Consider the following 15,695-nt stretch of genomic DNA (forward strand, 5'->3'; position numbering starts at 1 on the left):
CGGCGCCTGCCTAGCCTGGGCTTCCCTTACATCGAGGAAGCTTCATGCCCCTGCTCCGCATCCGCATCACCGGCAGCGAAGACGACGCCCGCGCCATCATCAACCTGCTCGGCAGCCTGGAAGGGATCGAGCACGTCGAGGAGATCGACGACCTGATGACCCATCTGGACGACGACGACTCCAGTTCCGCCGGGCTTCCCGACGACCAGGGTCCGGGCACCCACGAGGTCGAGATCGAGGCCGGCAACGCCGCCACCATGCAGAAGGTTCGCGAGGCCGTCGAAGCGCTGGCGTTCGATCTGGAAGTGATCGTGGAGTTCGAGCAGGACGAAGGCTGACGCCTTCTCGGCGGCCGGCGGACCGACTGTAGGAGCGGCTTCAGCCGCGACGGGCGTCACCGGTAGCGCCCGTCGCGACTGAAGTCGCTCCCACCAGTGCCATCATCGGCAGCGCCCGTTTTCTAAGTGCGCCTGCGGCGCCGACGCAGCCAGGCGACCAGCCACCACAGCACGCCGCCGAGCAGCACGAACGGCGTCACCGCTGCGACCGCACGGATCGCCCAGGCGGTGGCGGATGCGAAGATCGCGCCCGTGTCGGCGAACGCTGCGCCGATTTCGCTGCGGCCCTGCTCGCCGTCGGGCGCGGAGAACTGCAGGGTCAGCCGCTGCGTCTCGATGCGCCGGCGATGCTGCGCCGCGTCCTGGCTGGCGGCCAGCAACTGCGTGTCGAGTTCGGCCATCTTCGCCGACAGGCTGATCATGTCGGCCACACTGAGGTCGCGCCGTTGCTGGAACTCCTGCAGGCGGCGCTGCTCGGCCTGCAACCGCTGCTGCAACGCGGCGTTGTCCTGCACCGCCTGCGCCAGATCCTCGGCGCGGGTGGAGCGGCTGCCGATCTCGCCACCGCTGCCGGCCTGCGCGATCAACGGCTCCACCCCGCCCGGCGCGATGCGCACGCTCAGCGATGCCTGCGGATGCTCGCCGCCGCGCTGCTCCACCGATAGCACGTTGCACGCGCCGAAGCGCCCGCTCAGGCAGCTGTCCTGGGCCTGCTTGAGCCGCGCCCGGATCTGCGCCGCCGGCAGTTGCACGCTCACCTCGTGCTCGTACGCCAGCATCGCCGCGCGGCCGTCCGCGGTCGGCGCCGCGGCGGCCGCTTCGGCCGGGTGGGCGCCACCGGCAGCGGCGGCGCCGTCGCCATGCTTGGAACAGCCGCCCGCCGCCAGCGCCAGCAGCAGCGGCACGCCCCAGTGCAACGGTCGTGTCTTCACAGGCTCGCCCCGTCCACCGTGGTTATCCGCAGCGTGCCCAGGTCCAGCTCGGGCAGGCAGCGCAGGTTGACCGCCACCGTGGCCTCGCCGGTCTTGGGATGGGTGCCTTCGCTGAACGGCGCGATGCCGCAGTCGGGGCAATGATGGTGATCGATATGGTGGCGGTTGAAGCGGTAGGTGCCGAGCGCTTCCGGCGGCGTGCGCAGGTTCAGCGCCGAGCGCGCGCCGAACCACAGCAGCCCGCCGCGGCGGCGGCACAGCGAGCAGTTGCAGTCGTAGGCCTCGGTGATCGGTTCGGCGGCGTCGAGGTCGAATGCGATACGGCCGCAGTGGCAGCTGCCTGCGTAGTTCATGGAACGGTCTCCTGGCAAGGGATGCCAGGGTAATCCAACGGCAGGTGCGTGCGCTGCCGCGGCCGCCTATGCTCGGGGTTTCGACCACCACAGGAAACCCGATGCGCCAGCACCTGCTCGCCGCCGCCCTGCTCGCCGCCCTCGCCGGTTGCCAGCAACACACCGACGCCCCGACGGCGCCGTCCGCCACGCCCCAGGCCGCCGCTGGCGCCGCCGATCCGGCCGCCGACAGCGCCTTCGCCGCGCTGTCCAAGCGCGCCGTGGACACCTGGATGCAGCTGTCCCCGGTCGGCGCCACCCAGACCGGCGACCACCGCTACGACAGCGAGCTGGACGACCTCAGCGCCGCCGGCCGGCAGAAGAGCCTGGACGCCAGCAAGCAGCTGCTGGCCGAACTGGACAAGCTCGACGTGGCCAAGCTGTCGCGCGAGAACCAGGTGGACGCGGCGATCCTGCGCAACCAGCTGCAGTCGGACATCTGGAACAGCGAGGTGGCGCAGAGCTGGGCGACCGACCCGCAGGTCTACAACGGCCTGGCCGGCGGCGCGATCTACGGGCTGATGGCGCGCGAATTCGCGCCGCTGCCGGAGCGGCTGAAGGCCGCCACCGCGCGCATGGAGAAGATCCCGGCGCTGTTCGCGCAGGCGCGCGAGAACCTGGATCCGGCGCGGGTGCCGGAAATCCACGCCAAGACCGTGGCCAAGCAGAACCAGGGCATCCTCAGCATCGTCGACACCTTCATCGCCCCGCACGTCAAGGAGCTCCCGCAGGCCGACGCGCAGCGCCTGCAGGCGGCGATCGACGGGCTGAAGAAGGCGGTGGCCGAGCAGCAGGCCTGGCTGGACCAGACCCTGGTGCCCAACGCCAAGGGCGATTTCCGCATCGGCGCGGAGAAGTACGACCAGAAGCTGAAGTTCTCGCTTAACTCCTCGCTGTCGCGCGGCGAGATCAAGCAGCGCGCGCAGGCCGAGCTCGCCCGCGTGCGCGGGGAGATGTACGCCATCGCCCGTACCGTGCTCAAGGACAAACCGAACGCGCCGGAACTGGTCGACGCGCCGGACGACGCGCAGCAGCAGAAGGCGATCGAGGCGGCGCTGGAACTGGCCTATGCGCAGCATCCGGCGCGCGACAAGGTGGTCGAGGACGCCAAGGCGTCGCTGGCGTCGTCCACCGACTTCGTCCGCGCCAAGAACCTGATGACGCTGCCCGACGCGCCGGTGGACATCATCCTGATGCCCGAATTCCAGCGCGGCGTGGCGGTGGCCTACTGCGATTCGCCCGGCCCGCTGGACAAGAACCTGAAGACCTTCTACGCGGTCTCGCCGATTCCCGACGACTGGAATGCGCAGCAGGCCGAATCGTTCCTGCGCGAATACAACGGCCGCATGATCCACCTGCTCAGCATCCACGAAGGCGTGCCCGGGCACTACGTGGAAGGCTGGCATTCGGCCAAGTTCCCCTCCACGCTGCGCGGCGTGCTGCGCTCGGGCGTGTTCGCCGAGGGCTGGGCGGTGTACACCGAACGGATGATGCAGGAGCAGGGCTACCTGGACAACGACCCGCTGTTCCACCTGGTGCAGCTGAAGTTCTACCTGCGCAGCATCGCCAACGCGCTGCTCGACCAGGGCGTGCACGTGGACGGCTGGAGCAAGGAACAGGCGCTGCAGCTGATGGTTCACGACACCTTCCAGCAGCAGAGCGAGGCCGAGGGCAAGTGGGTGCGCGCGCAGCTGACCTCGGCGCAGCTGCCGACCTACTTCGTCGGCGTGCAGGAACACCTGGACCTGCGCAAGGCGATGCAGGCCAAGCTCGGCGACAAATTCGACCTGAAGGCCTACCACGACCAGGTGCTGTCCTATGGGGCGCCGCCGGTGCGGTTCGTGCGGGAGTTGATGCTGGATGAGCCGATTCGGTAAGTAGCCGGGACTCGGGACTGGGGACTCGGGACCCGGTAAAAGCCTTCCACCGAAACGTCCCGCAAGATCCAACTGGAGAAAAGCCCCCTTGAGTCAAGGGGGCGCGCCGATAGGCGTGGGGATGTGGATGGTGGTGAGCTGGGGCCACGGTTTGCGCAGCAAAGCGTGGGGCGGCAGCGCGAAATGCGCTGACGCGCTCGTCAGCGGAGCCTGAAGTCTGCGCAGCAAACCGTGGTGGCGCTAGTGCGAACGCGCTAGCGCCGCCATCCGTCAGCGCGGATCCACCGAGGCGGCGACGAAACCGCCCGTCTGCCGCGCCCACAGCCGCGCGTACAGGCCGCCGCGCGCGACCAATTCGGCATGGGTGCCGGACTCCACGATCGCCCCCTGGTCCATCACCACCAGCCGGTCCATCCGCGCGATGGTCGACAGCCGGTGCGCGATCGCGATCACCGTCTTGCCGGCCATCAGCTCGTCCAGGCTGTCCTGGATCGCCGCCTCCACTTCCGAATCCAGCGCCGAGGTGGCCTCGTCCATCACCAGGATCGGCGCGTCCTTGAGCAGCACGCGCGCGATCGCGATGCGCTGGCGCTGGCCGCCGGACAGCTTCACGCCGCGCTCGCCCACGTGCGCGTCGTAGCCGCTGCGGCCCTCGCCGTCGCGCAACGTATCGATGAAGCCGTCGGCACGCGCCTTGCGCACCGCCGCGAGCAACTGCGCCTGGCTGGCGTCCGGGCGCCCGTACAGCAGGTTGTCGCGGATCGAGCGGTGCAGCAGCGAGGTGTCCTGGGTCACCACGCCGATCTGCCCGCGCAGGCTCTCCTGGGTGACCGCGGCGATGTCCTGGCCGTCGATCAGGATGCGTCCGCTTTCCAGGTCGTACAGCCGCAGCAGCACGTTGACCAGGGTCGACTTGCCGGCGCCCGACGGACCCACCAGCCCGATCTTCTCGCCGGGTCGCACCTGCAGGTCCAGCCCGGCGATCACCCCGCCGCGCTTGCCGTAATGGAAATGCACGCCTTCGAAGCGCACCTCGCCGCGGGTCACCTGCAGCGGCTGCGCATCGGCGCGGTCGCGCACCTGGATCGGCTGGGCGATGGTCTGCATGCCGTCCTGCACCGTGCCGATGTCCTCGAAGATGCCGTTGATCACCCACATGATCCAGCCGGACATGTTATGGATGCGGATCACCAGGCCGGTGGCCAGGGTGATCGCACCGACGCTGATCCGGCCCTGGTTCCACAGCCACAGCGCCAGCCCGCAGGTGCCCACGATGAGGAAGCCGTTGAGCACGGCGATGGAGAAGTCCATGCCGGTGGTGACGCGGGTCTGCGCGCGATGCTTGACCGCCAGTTCGGTAAGCGCGTCGCGCACGTAGGCTTCCTCGCGCCGCGCATGCGCGAACAGCTTCAGCGTGGCGATGTTGGTATAGCCGTCGACGATGCGTCCCATCGCCTTGGAGCGCGCCTCCGAGGCGATCCACGCGCGCTGCTTCATCCGCGGCACGAAGTAGAACATCAGCGCGGCATAGCCGACCATCCACGCGATCAGCGGCGCCATCAGCCGCGCGTCGGCCTGCGCGAACAGGTACAGCGCGGTGCCGGTATAGACCGCGATGTACCACATCGCATCGACCATCTGCACGGTGGATTCGCGCAGCGAGGTGCCGGTCTGCATCACCCGGTTGGCGATGCGCCCGGCGAAATCGTTCTGGAAGAACCCCAGGCTCTGCCGCACCACGTAGTTGTGCATCAGCCAGCGCGCGCGGTTGCTCAGCCCAGGCATGATCGACTGGTTGACCAGCAGGTTGTGCAGCCCGGTCAGCAGCGGCCGCGCGAGGAAGGTGATGCCGGCCATCCACAGCAGTTCGTCGCGGTGGCGCGCGAAGAACTCCGGCCCCGGCGCCTCGGCGACCAGGTCGACGATGCGGCCGAGGAAGTCGAACATCGCCACCTCGACCAGCGCCAGCAGCAGCCCGGCCACCAGCGTGGCGGCGAACACCGGCCACACCGGGCGCAGGTAGAACGCGTAGAACCGCCACACGCTGCGCGGCGGCGTGCGCGGATCGATCTCGGGAAATACGGGAATCAGCGACTCGAACCAACGGAACATCGATACGCACCGGGTGTAACGGCTGGCGATTATCGCATTGGGTTGGGATTGGGGACTCGGGACTCGGGACTCGGGACTCGGGACGGCAGGATGCTGCCTGGGTGCGAATCTTCGTCAAGCGATTTGATGAAGAAACTGGCGCGTATTTTCAACAAAGCGGCACTTCCCAGCAACATGTCGCTTTGCTGTAGGAGGGGCTTCAGCCCCGACGCTCTGCCGGTAAGGCGTCGGGGCTGAAGCCCCTCCTACAGAAAGCCGAATACGCTGAGCCTGGAAAAATCCCGAGTCTCGAGTCCCGAGTCCCCAAACCCCACCCCCCTACCCATGACTGCACACGCACAGCTTGTTGCCGTCGAGGTCGCGGAAATACGCGCCGTAGTAGTCGGGGTGGTAGTGCGGGCGCAGTCCGGGCGCGCCTTCGCAGCGCGCCCCATGGGCCAGTGCCAGCGCGTGGCAGCGGTCCACCTGCGCCCGGCTCGCCGCCTGCAGCGCGAGCATCTGTCCGTTGCCCGCGCTCGCCGGGTGGCCGTCGAACGCGCGGCCGATCAGCAGCAGCGGGCGCGGCGCGTCCGGCGCCATCCACCCGGCCCAGCCGCGCGCGTCGTCGCGGAACTTCAGTTGCAGCCCCAGCACCTCCAGCAGCGGCGCGTAGAACGCGAACGCCGCGGCGAAGTCGTTCACCCCCAGGTGGACGTGCGACAGCATCGGTAGCGGACGCGCCGCGGCCTCGCTCATGACGCGTCGGCCACCGGGGTCAGCAGCAGGTCCTGGAAATCGAAGCTGAAATCGGTCAGCGGCGATACCGCCTCCATGCGCGCCTCGCGCACCTTGCCGTCGGGCGTCAGCGCGAAGTTGACGAACGCATCGGCGTTGAGCGCGCGGTCGTGCCAGCGCACGATGAAGGTGTCGTGCTGCCAGTGCTCCAGCGTGCCGACCAGCTGCGCGGTCCTGCTGAAGCGCAATTCCAGCCGCTTGCCATGCTGCGCGATCGCCACGTCGCCGTACCAGGGGTCGCGATAGCTGCCGGCGTAACCGGACAGCGGCAGCGATGGCCCGGACGCCGCGCCGCGCGCGGCCACGTGCTTGCGCCAGTCTTCCTCGGCGTTCTGGTCGGCCTTGGCGATGGCGGCGGCATAGGCCGCGGTCCAGTCGGTCGGCGGCGCGCCGAGGAAGGCGTCGAGCACCTGCAGGGTGAGCGCATTGAACGCCGCGCCCACCTCCTGGTTGGTCAGCACGACCACGCCCAGCTTCTGCTCCGGCACCAGGGTCAGCCGCGACACCATGCCCGGCCAGCCGCCGGTGTGCCAGACCAGCTTGTGCCCGCGGTAGTCGCTCAGGCTCCAGCCTTCGCCGTAGCCGGCGAAATTCGGCTTCGCCGGCAGCAGCTGCGGCACGCTCGGCTCGGCGATGGCGATCGGGGTGATCACCTGCCACATTTCCTTCTGACGGGCTTCGCTGAACAAGCGCCGCTCGTGCCCGCCGTCCGCCGGCAGCCGCCCGCCGTCGAGCTGCACCTGCATCCACTTGGCCAGGTCGTGCGCGCTGGCGTAGATGCCGCCGGCCGCGGCGTTGTTCGACCAGCTCATCGGCGGCACCGGGCGCAGGTCGCGGAAATCGAACCTGGCATGGCCCATCGCCGGCCGGTCGCCGGGCTGCAGGTGGTCGCTGTTGATGCGCGCCCCGCCCATGCCCACCGGCACGAAGATGCGCTGGCGCACGAACTCGGCATAGGACTGCCCGGACACCTGCTCGATGACCTTCTGCGCCACCGCATAGAGGATGTTGTCGTAGGCGTAGCGGTCGCGGAAGCCGCCCTTCAGCGGCACCCGCGCCAGGCGCCTGACCACCTCGTCGTTGCTGTAGCTGGTGGCCGGCCAGAACAGCAGGTCGCCCGCGCCCAGGCTCAGCCCGCTGCGGTGGCTGAGCAGGTCGCGCAGGCGCATCTCGCCGGTCACGTAGGGGTCGGCCATCCGGAACCACGGCAGGTGCTCGACCACGCGGTCGTCCAGTTTCAGCTTGCCTTCGTCGGCGAGGATCGACAGCGCGGCGGCGGTGAAGGCCTTGGTGTTGGACGCGATCGCGAACGGGGTCTGCGCGTCCACCGGCTCGGGCTTGCCGAGCTCGCGCACGCCGTAGCCGCGCTCCAGCAGTACCTGCCCGTCCTTGACGATGGCGATGGCGACGCCGGGCACGTCGAACTGCTTGCGTACCCGCTCCACCCGCGCATCCAGATCCTGCAGCGCAGGCGGCAGCGAAGCGGCGGCTTGCGCCTGCGCGGCGGCGGCCACGGCCAACAGCAGGCCGCAGCCCATCGACAAGGTGTTCAAATCGTTAGCTCCCATGCAAGAAGGTGGGGAAGAAGAGGGTGAAGAAGCGAGCGGTGCCGGCTCGTTCACGCACCCAGCGCCTGCGCGGCGACCAGCACGCCGTTGCGATCGGCGTACAGCCAGTGCCCGGGCACGAACGCCACGCCGGCGAACTGCAGCGGCACGTCGACCTCGCCGAGGCCGCGCCGGTCGGTCTTGCGCGGGCACGCGGCCAGCGCCTGCACGCCGAGCGGCAACGCCGCCAGCGCGTCCACGTCGCGCACGCAGCCGTGGATCAGCAGCCCGGCCCAGCCGTGGCGCACCGCGTTCTCGGCGATCTGGTCGCCGAGCAGCGCGCAGCGCAGCGAGCCCTGCCCGTCGACGACGATGACCCGGCCGTCGCCGGGCGTGGCCGCCAGCTCGCGCACCCGCGAGTTGTCCTCGAAGCAGCGCACGGTGACGATGCGCCCGCAGAACGCGGGCCGGCCGCCGTAGCTGCGGAACAGCGGCGCGGCGACCTGCACCTCGGGGTGGTCGTCGCACAGGTCGGGCGTGGTCCAGGTCATGGTCGGTCGGGCAGCGGACGCTGCGTCGATGGTAGCGCGCCGACGCCGCGCGTGGCGCCCGTGCGCGGTGCACGCCGCCTGCGCGCCGGCTGCGGCACAATCCAGGTCCGTCCACGCCGGCAGCCTTCGCGATGACCGATCTCTTCGACTCCGCCCCGCCCTCGATCCCCGGCATCCGCGTCGGCATCGGCGGCTGGACCTTCGCGCCGTGGCGCGGCGGCATGTTCTACCCGCAAGGCCTGGTGCAACGCCGCGAACTGGAATACGCCAGCCGCCACGTCAGCAGCATCGAGATCAACGGCACCTACTACGGCACCCAGAAGCCGGCGACCTATGCGCGCTGGCGCGACGAGACGCCGCCGAACTTCGTGTTCTCGGCCAAGGCGCCCAAGCGCATCACCGGCGCACGGCGCCTGGCCGGCACCGGTGCGCAGGTGGACGACTTCGTCGGCGGCATCGCCGAGCTCGGCGACAAGCTCGGCCCGCTGGTATGGCAGTTCCAGTCCGGGCGCACGCTCGATGCCGACGACGTCGCCGCGTTCCTGGAACTGCTGCCCACGCAGGCCCAGGGGCGCAAGTTGCGCCACGTGCTGGAGGTCCGCGATCCGGCCTTCGTCGGCCCGGGGCTGCTGAAGCTGGCGCGCAAGCACCGCGTGGCCACGGTGTTCACCGATTCGCCCGAATACCCGTCCTTCGCCGACCTCAGCGCCGATTTCGTCTACGCCCGGCTGATGCGCAGCCGCGCCGACCTCGCCCACGGCTACCCGGCCAAGGAACTGCGCGCCTGGGCCGAACAGGCGCGCGCCTGGCAGCGCGGCGAGGACAACCCGGAGCTGCCGCACGTCGGCGCGCCGGCCAAGCCGGCCAAGCGCCGCGACGTGTTCGTCTACTTCATCAGCGCAGCCAAGGAGCGCAACCCGGGCGCGGCGATGGCGCTGCTGGCCGAACTGGCCCGTTGATCGCGCCATCCAGGCGGCAGCGACGCGGTCCCGGCAAGCCCCGACGTGGCTTGCCAAGCTAGGAGCTGTGCAGTTTAATGGATGCTAACCTCCATTAAACCGACAGCCATGGACATCAACGCCCGCCTCGCCCGCCGCCTGCACAGCCTGCGCCTGGACCGGCGCCTGTCGATGGAGACGCTGGCCAGCCGCAGCGGCGTCAGCCGTTCCAATATCTCGCTGATCGAACGCGGCCAGAGCAGCCCGACCGCCAGCGTGCTGGACAAGCTCGCCTCGGCGCTGGACGTCACCCTCGCCGCGCTGTTCGAGGACGGCGATCCGCCGGCGGCGCCGTCGCCGCTTGCGCGCGGCGGCGCGCAGCCGCAGTGGACCGACCCGGTGTCGGGCTACGTGCGCCGCAACCTGTCGCCGGCCAGCGGCTCGCCGCTGCAACTGGTGGAAGTGCGTTTCCCGCCCGGCCAGCGCGTGGCCTACGACACGGTCGGGCGCGACAGCGAGGTGCACCAGCAGGTGTGGATGATCGAAGGCACCCTGCAGCTGACGCTCGGCGAGGAACACTGGCTGCTGGAGGCGGGCGATTGCCTGGCGATGCAACTGGACCGCCCGCTCGCGTTCCACAACCCCGGGCGCGGCACTGCGCGCTACCTGGTGGCACTGACCCAGGCGCGGCGCCACGCATGAGCGCGTCCATGCACGGGCCGAGCGGGCTGGGCGAGCGGGGCGTGCGCGTGCGCCGCGCCGATGCCGCGCAGGCGGCCGCCTACGTCGACGCGCTGGCCGAGGTGCTGCTGGACTGCGTCGAAGGTGGCGCCTCGGTGGGCTTTATGTGGCCGCTGCCGCGCGAGCGCGCGCTCGGCTTCTGGCGCGGCGCGGCCGACGCGGTCGCGCGCGGCGAACACGTGCTGCTGGTCGCCGAGGACGCGCACGGCGGCGTGCTCGGCACGGTGCAATTGGTCCTCGCGCAACCGGACAACCAGCCGCACCGCGCCGACGTGGCCAAGATGCTGGTCCGGCGCAGCGCGCGGCGCCGCGGCATCGCCGGGCTATTGCTGGAAGCGCTCGAGGACGCCGCACGCGAGGCCGGCAAGCGCCTGCTGGTGCTGGACACGGTCAGCGGCAGCGACGCCGAACGCGTGTACGCGCGCAGCGGCTGGCAGCGCGCCGGCGCGATCCCGCACTACGCGCTCATGCCCGACGGCACGCCGTGCAGCACCACGTACTTCTACAAACACCTGTAAAGCGGGCACCTGTAAAGCCGGCATCTGCAAGGCCAGCTCCTGCAAAGCCAACGCCTGCAAAGCCAGCACCAAGGCGAGCAGGCATGGACCCGGACCCGGACACGCACCGGCCCAGCCCGGGAGATTGTTCCTCCGCTCGGCACACACCGCACGCAAGCCCCCTGCAGCGGCCCTAAGGGCGCATACGCGCCTTCTGCACGCCGCAACACGTGAGCGCATTCGCTCCAGCGGCAGAGATGCTGTCCGCTTGCACGCAGGAAGACCGCGCGTCCAACCAATGCCGGTTTGCCGTTCGCGCGCGGACATCTTCCGCAAATGGACCGAAACTTTCAGGAAGCGCCCTCACGCCGAAAGCCACCAGATCCCCGCTCCACGCGATCCGCATACCGACGCAGCGCCGTTCCGAGTCCCCAGTCCCGAGTCCCGAGTCCCGGCTCCCCCGCCAGTTTGCGCGACAATACCGCGATGCCCATTTCCCCCACCACCAAGGCCCAGCTGCAAATCCATTTCTGCGTGCTGCTGTGGGGCATCACCGCGATCCTCGGCAAGCTGATCACGCTGCCGGCGCTGCCGCTGGTGTGGTGGCGGATGCTGATCGTGGTCGCCGCGCTGGCGCTGCTGCCGCGGGTATGGCGCGGACTGGCCGCGCTGACGCCGAAGCTGCTGCTGGGCTACGCGCTGGTGGGCGCGCTGGTCGGGCTGCACTGGCTGACCTTCTATGGCGCGATCAAGCTCGCCAACGCCTCGGTCGCGGCCACCTGCATCGCGCTGGCGCCGGTGTTCACCGCGGTGATCGAGCCGTGGGTGGCCAAGCGCCCGTTCCGTCCCAGCGAACTGGCCTTCGGCCTGGCGGTGCTGCCCGGCGTGGCGCTGGTGGTCGGCGGCGTGCCGCACGGCATGCGCAGCGGCGTGGTGATCGGGGCGGTGTCGGCGCTGCTGGTCGCCGCGTTCGGCTCGCTCAACAAGCGCCTGGTCGACCACGCCGATCCGCTGACCGTCACCGCGCTGGAGCTCGGCGCCGGCACCGTGACCCTGACCCTGCTGGCGCCGCTGCTGCCGTTCGTGCTGCCGTCGCTGAGCGGGCCGCTGCTGGTGCTGCCGGGCCTGCACGATACCGCGCTGCTGCTGGCGCTGGCGCTGCTGTGCACGCTGCTGCCGTTTGCGCTGGCGCTGGTCGCGCTGCGCCGGCTCAGCGCCTACGCGGTGCAACTGGTCACCAACCTGGAGCCGGTCTACGCGATCGTGTTCGCCATCGTGCTGCTGGACGAGCAGAAGGAGCTCACCGCGCTGTTCTACCTGGGCGTGGCGGTGATCCTCGGCGCGGTGTTCCTGCACCCGTGGCTGACCCGCACGCGGCCGCTGCGGCATCCGCAAGTGCTGGCGACCTCCGAGGCCAAGAACGCGGTCGATTGAACCGGCCGCACGGCGCGGCCGCCGCGCTCAGAACGCGTCGCGCTGCGGCAGCAGGCCGCGCAGTTCCGGGTCGGTGAGGTTGCGCCATTGCCCGGGCTTGAGCGCGCCGAGCTTGATGTTGTCGATGCGCACCCGGCGCAGTTGGGTGACGCGGTAGTCGAACGCGGCCGCCATCAGCCGGATCTGCCGGTTCAGGCCCTGCTCGAGCACGATGCGGAAGCCGAACTTGGCGATCCGCGCGGTGCGGCACGGCAGCGTCATCTCGTTGTGCACGCGCACGCCGCGCGCCATGCCGCGCAGGAACTCGTCGGTCACCGGCTTGTTCACCGCCACCAGGTATTCCTTCTGGTGGCGGTTCTCCGCGCGCAGGATCTCGTTGACGATGTCGCCGTTGCTGGTCAGCAGGATCAGCCCTTCGGACTCCTTGTCCAGGCGCCCGACCGGGAAGATGCGCTGCTCGTGGCCGACGAAATCGACGATGTTGCCCTTGACCGCGCTCTCGGTGGTGCAGGTCACGCCCACCGGCTTGTTCAGCGCGATGTAGACGTGGCGGCGGCCGGTCTTGTGCTTGGCGCGCGCGCGCAACGGCTGGCCGTCGACCTTGACCTCGTCGCCCTCGCCCACCACCGCGCCCACGCCACCGGGCACGCCGTTGACGGTGACGCGGCGCTCGGCGATCAGCCGGTCGGCCTCGCGGCGCGAGCAGAAGCCGGTCTCGGCGATGTGCTTGTTGAGGCGGATGGACATGGGGCCGGGACTCGGGACTGGGGACTCGGAAGAGCGGGTTATCGGCAGCTGCAGCTGGCGGCCACGATGGCTGCGACGGCGGCTGACACACCCCCGCCGTAGGTAGCCGTGTCGCGGGGAGTCTGGCGCTCCCCGATTCATCCGTTCAGCGCTTCGGCGGACCCTTGCGCGGCGGGCGTTCGCCGCCGGCCTTGTCGGCGAAGCGGGTGGCCGCGCCGGACGGGCGCGGACCGGCCGCGTTCGGGCGGCCGCCCGGCTTGCCCGCGGCGCGCGCGAACTTCGGCTTGAACGGCTGGCCCTCGCCGTCGCTGCCGTCGAGCTTGCGCATCTGCAGCTGCTGCCCGGAGACCCAGACCTTCTTCAGGTGGGTCAGCAGCTCGCGCGGCATGTCCGCCGGCAGGTCCAGGACCGAATGGTCGTCGTGGATGTCGATGCGGCCGATGTACTTGCTCTCCAGGCCGGCCTCGTTGGCGATCGCGCCGACGATGTTGGCCGGCTTGACCCCGTGCTGGTGGCCGACCTCGATGCGGTAGGTCTCCATGCCCACTTCCGGCTCGCCGCGCGGCGCCTTGGGCGCCTTGTCGCGGCGCGGCGCCTCGAAGCTGCCGACGTCGCGCTGGTAGTCGAAGTCGGCGCCCTGCGCCGGCGCCGGGCGCGGCGGACGCGGCGCGCGTTCGCCCTCGTCGCGGCGCGGCGGGCGCGCCTCGCGGTCGAACTTGGGTTCGAATTTGGCCCGTTCCGGGCGCTCGCCGCGGTCGGTGCGTTCACGCGGCGCGCCCGGGCGCTCGAAGCGCTCGCCCTGCGGCGGGCGCGGACGCTCCGGCGCCAGCAGCAGCGGCGCATCGCCCTGCAGCAGGCGCGCCAGCGCGGCGGCCACCTCCACCATCGGCACGTTGCGCTCGGTCTCGAAGCGCTGCACCAGGTCGCGGTACAGCTCGATGCCGCCGGCGGCGATGGTCTCGCTGATCTTCTCCATGAAACGGGTCACGCGCTGGTCGTTGACCGCTTCCACGCTGGGCAGCTGCATTTCCTCGATCGGCTGCCGGGTGGCGCGCTCGATCGCGCGCAGCATGCCCTTCTCGCGCGGGCTGACGAACAGGATCGCCTCGCCGCTGCGTCCGGCGCGCCCGGTGCGGCCGATGCGGTGCACGTAGCTTTCGGTGTCGTACGGGATGTCGTAGTTCAGCACGTGGCTGATGCGCTCCACGTCCAGCCCGCGCGCGGCCACGTCGGTGGCCACGAGGATGTCGAGCTTGCCGTCCTTGAGTTGCTGGATCACCCGCTCGCGCTGCGCCTGCTGGATGTCGCCGTTGATCGCCGCGGCGGCCAGCCCGCGCGCCTGCAGCTTCTGCGCCAGTTCGTCGGTGCCGGCCTTGGTCCGCGCGAACACGATCATCGCGTCGAACGGTTCCACTTCCAGGATGCGGGTCAGCGCATCGAGCTTCTGCATCCCGCTCACCGACCAGAAGCGCTGGCGGATGTTCGCCGACGTGGTGGTCTTGGAGGCGATGGTGACTTCGGCCGGATCGTTGAGGTAGGTCTGGGCGATGCGCCGGATCGCCGACGGCATCGTCGCCGAGAACAGCGCCACCTGGCGCGAGGCCGGCAGCTTCTTCAGCACCGCCTCCACGTCGTCGATGAAGCCCATGCGCAGCATCTCGTCGGCCTCGTCCAGCACCAGCGTCTTCAGCTCCGACAGGTCCAGGGTGCCGCGCTCGAGGTGATCGATGACCCGGCCCGGGGTGCCCACCACCACGTGCACGCCGCGCTTGAGCGCCGACAGCTGCTGCACGTAGGGCTGGCCGCCGTATACCGGCAACACGTGGAAGCCGGGGATCGCCGAGGCGTAGCGCTGGAACGCCTCGGCCACCTGGATCGCCAGCTCGCGCGTCGGCGCCAGCACCAGCGCCTGCGGCTTGCGCTGGCTGAAGTCCAGCCGCGACAGGATCGGCAGCGCGAACGCGGCGGTCTTGCCGGTGCCGGTCTGGGCCTGGCCGAGCAGGTCGCGGCCGCTGATCAGCGCGGGAATGGTGGCGGCCTGGATCGGCGACGGCGACTCGTAGCCGACATCGACGACGGCTTTCATCACAGCAGGCGAGAGGCCGAGATCTGCGAACAGCAGCGGCGCGGGGGTATCTTGGGACATGGGAGACTCCGGGGGCGCCGCAGAGAACCGGCTGGCGCAAAGGAGCATATTGTGCGCCCTGAATGGCCGCGTGTCGAAAGCGGGTGAAATTGCCGTTCAGGCGTGAGGAACGCCGCCGCGCCGCGAATCACCTTCCAGATTCTTCCGCGACCCGCCCATGCCCGACGCCCCCGCTCCCGCCGCACCGCCCCTGGACGACTTCGCCACGCTGTTCCAGGCCCACCGCGGCATCGCGGCCAAGGTCGCCGGCAGCTACTGCCGGCACCCCGACGATCGCGCCGACCTGATCCAGGAGATCGCGGCCCAGGCCTGGCGCGCCTTCCCACGCTACGACCGGCAGCGGGCGTTCTCCACCTGGCTGTACCGGATCGCGCTGAACGTGGCGATCGGCGACCTGCGCGGGCGCAGCCGGGCGCATCGCCAGACCCTGCCGCTGGAGGAGCTGGACCTCGCCGACCCGCATGCCGCCGACCCGGAGCGCGAACGGCAAGTGCAGGCGCTGTACCGCTTCATCGCCCAGCAGCCGCCGCTGGAGCGGGCACTGCTGCTGTTGTACCTGGACGACCGCCCGCAGCGCGAGATCGCAGAGATCCTCGGCATCGGCGAGAGCAACGTCTCCACCAAGATCGGCCGCCTCAAGCAACGCCTCCGCGACGAACTCTGATCCGG

The 15,695-nt window shown here is 70.2% G+C and carries 15 protein-coding genes; 7 read left to right on the top strand and 8 right to left on the bottom strand.

Translation table 11 applies throughout. The features are described from left to right. Positions 1–44 precede the first annotated feature (44 nt). Positions 45–338, top strand: a complete 294-nt coding sequence (locus tag JR065_RS01765; protein WP_206231588.1) for a hypothetical protein — start codon at positions 45–47, stop codon at positions 336–338. A 122-nt stretch (positions 339–460) separates the two neighbouring features. Here the strand turns inward: JR065_RS01765 and JR065_RS01770 are convergent, their stop codons facing one another. Together JR065_RS01770 and JR065_RS01775 are read right to left on the bottom strand one after the other, a co-directional pair. Then, positions 461–1,270, bottom strand: a complete 810-nt coding sequence (locus JR065_RS01770) for a DUF4349 domain-containing protein (RefSeq protein WP_206231589.1) — start codon at positions 1,268–1,270, stop codon at positions 461–463. Then, entirely contained in the window at positions 1,267–1,623 is a 357-nt protein-coding gene (locus JR065_RS01775; protein ID WP_206231590.1) for a GFA family protein, read from the bottom strand. Before JR065_RS01775 ends, JR065_RS01770 begins: the two co-directional genes overlap by 4 nt. A gap of 101 nt (positions 1,624–1,724) precedes the next feature. Between JR065_RS01775 and JR065_RS01780 the strand changes: the two genes are divergently transcribed. Then, a complete protein-coding gene (locus tag JR065_RS01780; RefSeq protein ID WP_206231591.1) occupies positions 1,725–3,539 on the top strand; it encodes a DUF885 domain-containing protein in 1,815 nt (604 codons plus the stop codon). Positions 3,540–3,809: 270 nt separating this feature from the next. Here the strand turns inward: JR065_RS01780 and JR065_RS01785 are convergent, their stop codons facing one another. The 4 genes from JR065_RS01785 to rraA form a co-directional block, all read right to left on the bottom strand. Further along, positions 3,810–5,651 (bottom strand): ABC transporter ATP-binding protein, encoded by a 1,842-nt coding sequence (locus JR065_RS01785; RefSeq protein WP_206231592.1) that lies wholly within the window; start codon positions 5,649–5,651, stop codon positions 3,810–3,812. A 318-nt stretch (positions 5,652–5,969) separates the two neighbouring features. Continuing rightward, positions 5,970–6,386: a VOC family protein gene (locus JR065_RS01790; protein ID WP_206231593.1), complete on the bottom strand. Its 417-nt coding sequence runs from the start codon at positions 6,384–6,386 to the stop codon at positions 5,970–5,972. Beyond that, a complete protein-coding gene (locus tag JR065_RS01795; RefSeq protein ID WP_206231635.1) occupies positions 6,383–7,963 on the bottom strand; it encodes a serine hydrolase in 1,581 nt (526 codons plus the stop codon). The genes JR065_RS01790 and JR065_RS01795 overlap by 4 nt, the downstream gene beginning before the upstream one ends. An 80-nt stretch (positions 7,964–8,043) precedes the next feature. Beyond that, a complete protein-coding gene (gene rraA / locus JR065_RS01800; RefSeq protein WP_206231594.1) occupies positions 8,044–8,523 on the bottom strand; it encodes a ribonuclease E activity regulator RraA in 480 nt (159 codons plus the stop codon). 131 nt (positions 8,524–8,654) lie between these two features. Here rraA and JR065_RS01805 point away from each other — a divergent pair, with 131 nt between their 5' ends. From JR065_RS01805 to JR065_RS01820, 4 genes are all read left to right on the top strand, one after another. Continuing rightward, positions 8,655–9,482: a DUF72 domain-containing protein gene (locus tag JR065_RS01805; RefSeq protein WP_206231595.1), complete on the top strand. Its 828-nt coding sequence runs from the start codon at positions 8,655–8,657 to the stop codon at positions 9,480–9,482. A gap of 108 nt (positions 9,483–9,590) precedes the next feature. Further along, entirely contained in the window at positions 9,591–10,163 is a 573-nt protein-coding gene (locus JR065_RS01810; RefSeq protein WP_206231596.1) for a helix-turn-helix domain-containing protein, read from the top strand. Next, complete coding sequence (locus JR065_RS01815; RefSeq protein ID WP_206231597.1) at positions 10,160–10,720, top strand: GNAT family N-acetyltransferase; 561 nt, start codon at positions 10,160–10,162, stop codon at positions 10,718–10,720. Before JR065_RS01810 ends, JR065_RS01815 begins: the two co-directional genes overlap by 4 nt. A gap of 465 nt (positions 10,721–11,185) precedes the next feature. Further along, the gene (locus tag JR065_RS01820; RefSeq protein ID WP_206231598.1) at positions 11,186–12,133 is read left to right on the top strand and encodes a DMT family transporter; all 948 of its coding nucleotides are present in this window, start codon (positions 11,186–11,188) and stop codon (positions 12,131–12,133) included. A 27-nt stretch (positions 12,134–12,160) separates the two neighbouring features. Here the strand turns inward: JR065_RS01820 and JR065_RS01825 are convergent, their stop codons facing one another. After that, positions 12,161–12,880, bottom strand: a complete 720-nt coding sequence (locus JR065_RS01825) for a pseudouridine synthase (RefSeq protein WP_206231599.1) — start codon at positions 12,878–12,880, stop codon at positions 12,161–12,163. A gap of 145 nt (positions 12,881–13,025) precedes the next feature. After that, positions 13,026–15,026: a DEAD/DEAH box helicase gene (locus JR065_RS01830; protein WP_206231600.1), complete on the bottom strand. Its 2,001-nt coding sequence runs from the start codon at positions 15,024–15,026 to the stop codon at positions 13,026–13,028. Positions 15,027–15,183: 157 nt separating this feature from the next. Here JR065_RS01830 and JR065_RS01835 point away from each other — a divergent pair, with 157 nt between their 5' ends. Further along, positions 15,184–15,690, top strand: a complete 507-nt coding sequence (locus tag JR065_RS01835; protein ID WP_206231601.1) for an RNA polymerase sigma factor — start codon at positions 15,184–15,186, stop codon at positions 15,688–15,690. Positions 15,691–15,695: the final 5 nt, after the last annotated feature.

The organism is Xanthomonas sp., from assembly GCF_017163755.1.
Classification (GTDB): domain Bacteria; phylum Pseudomonadota; class Gammaproteobacteria; order Xanthomonadales; family Xanthomonadaceae; genus Xanthomonas_A.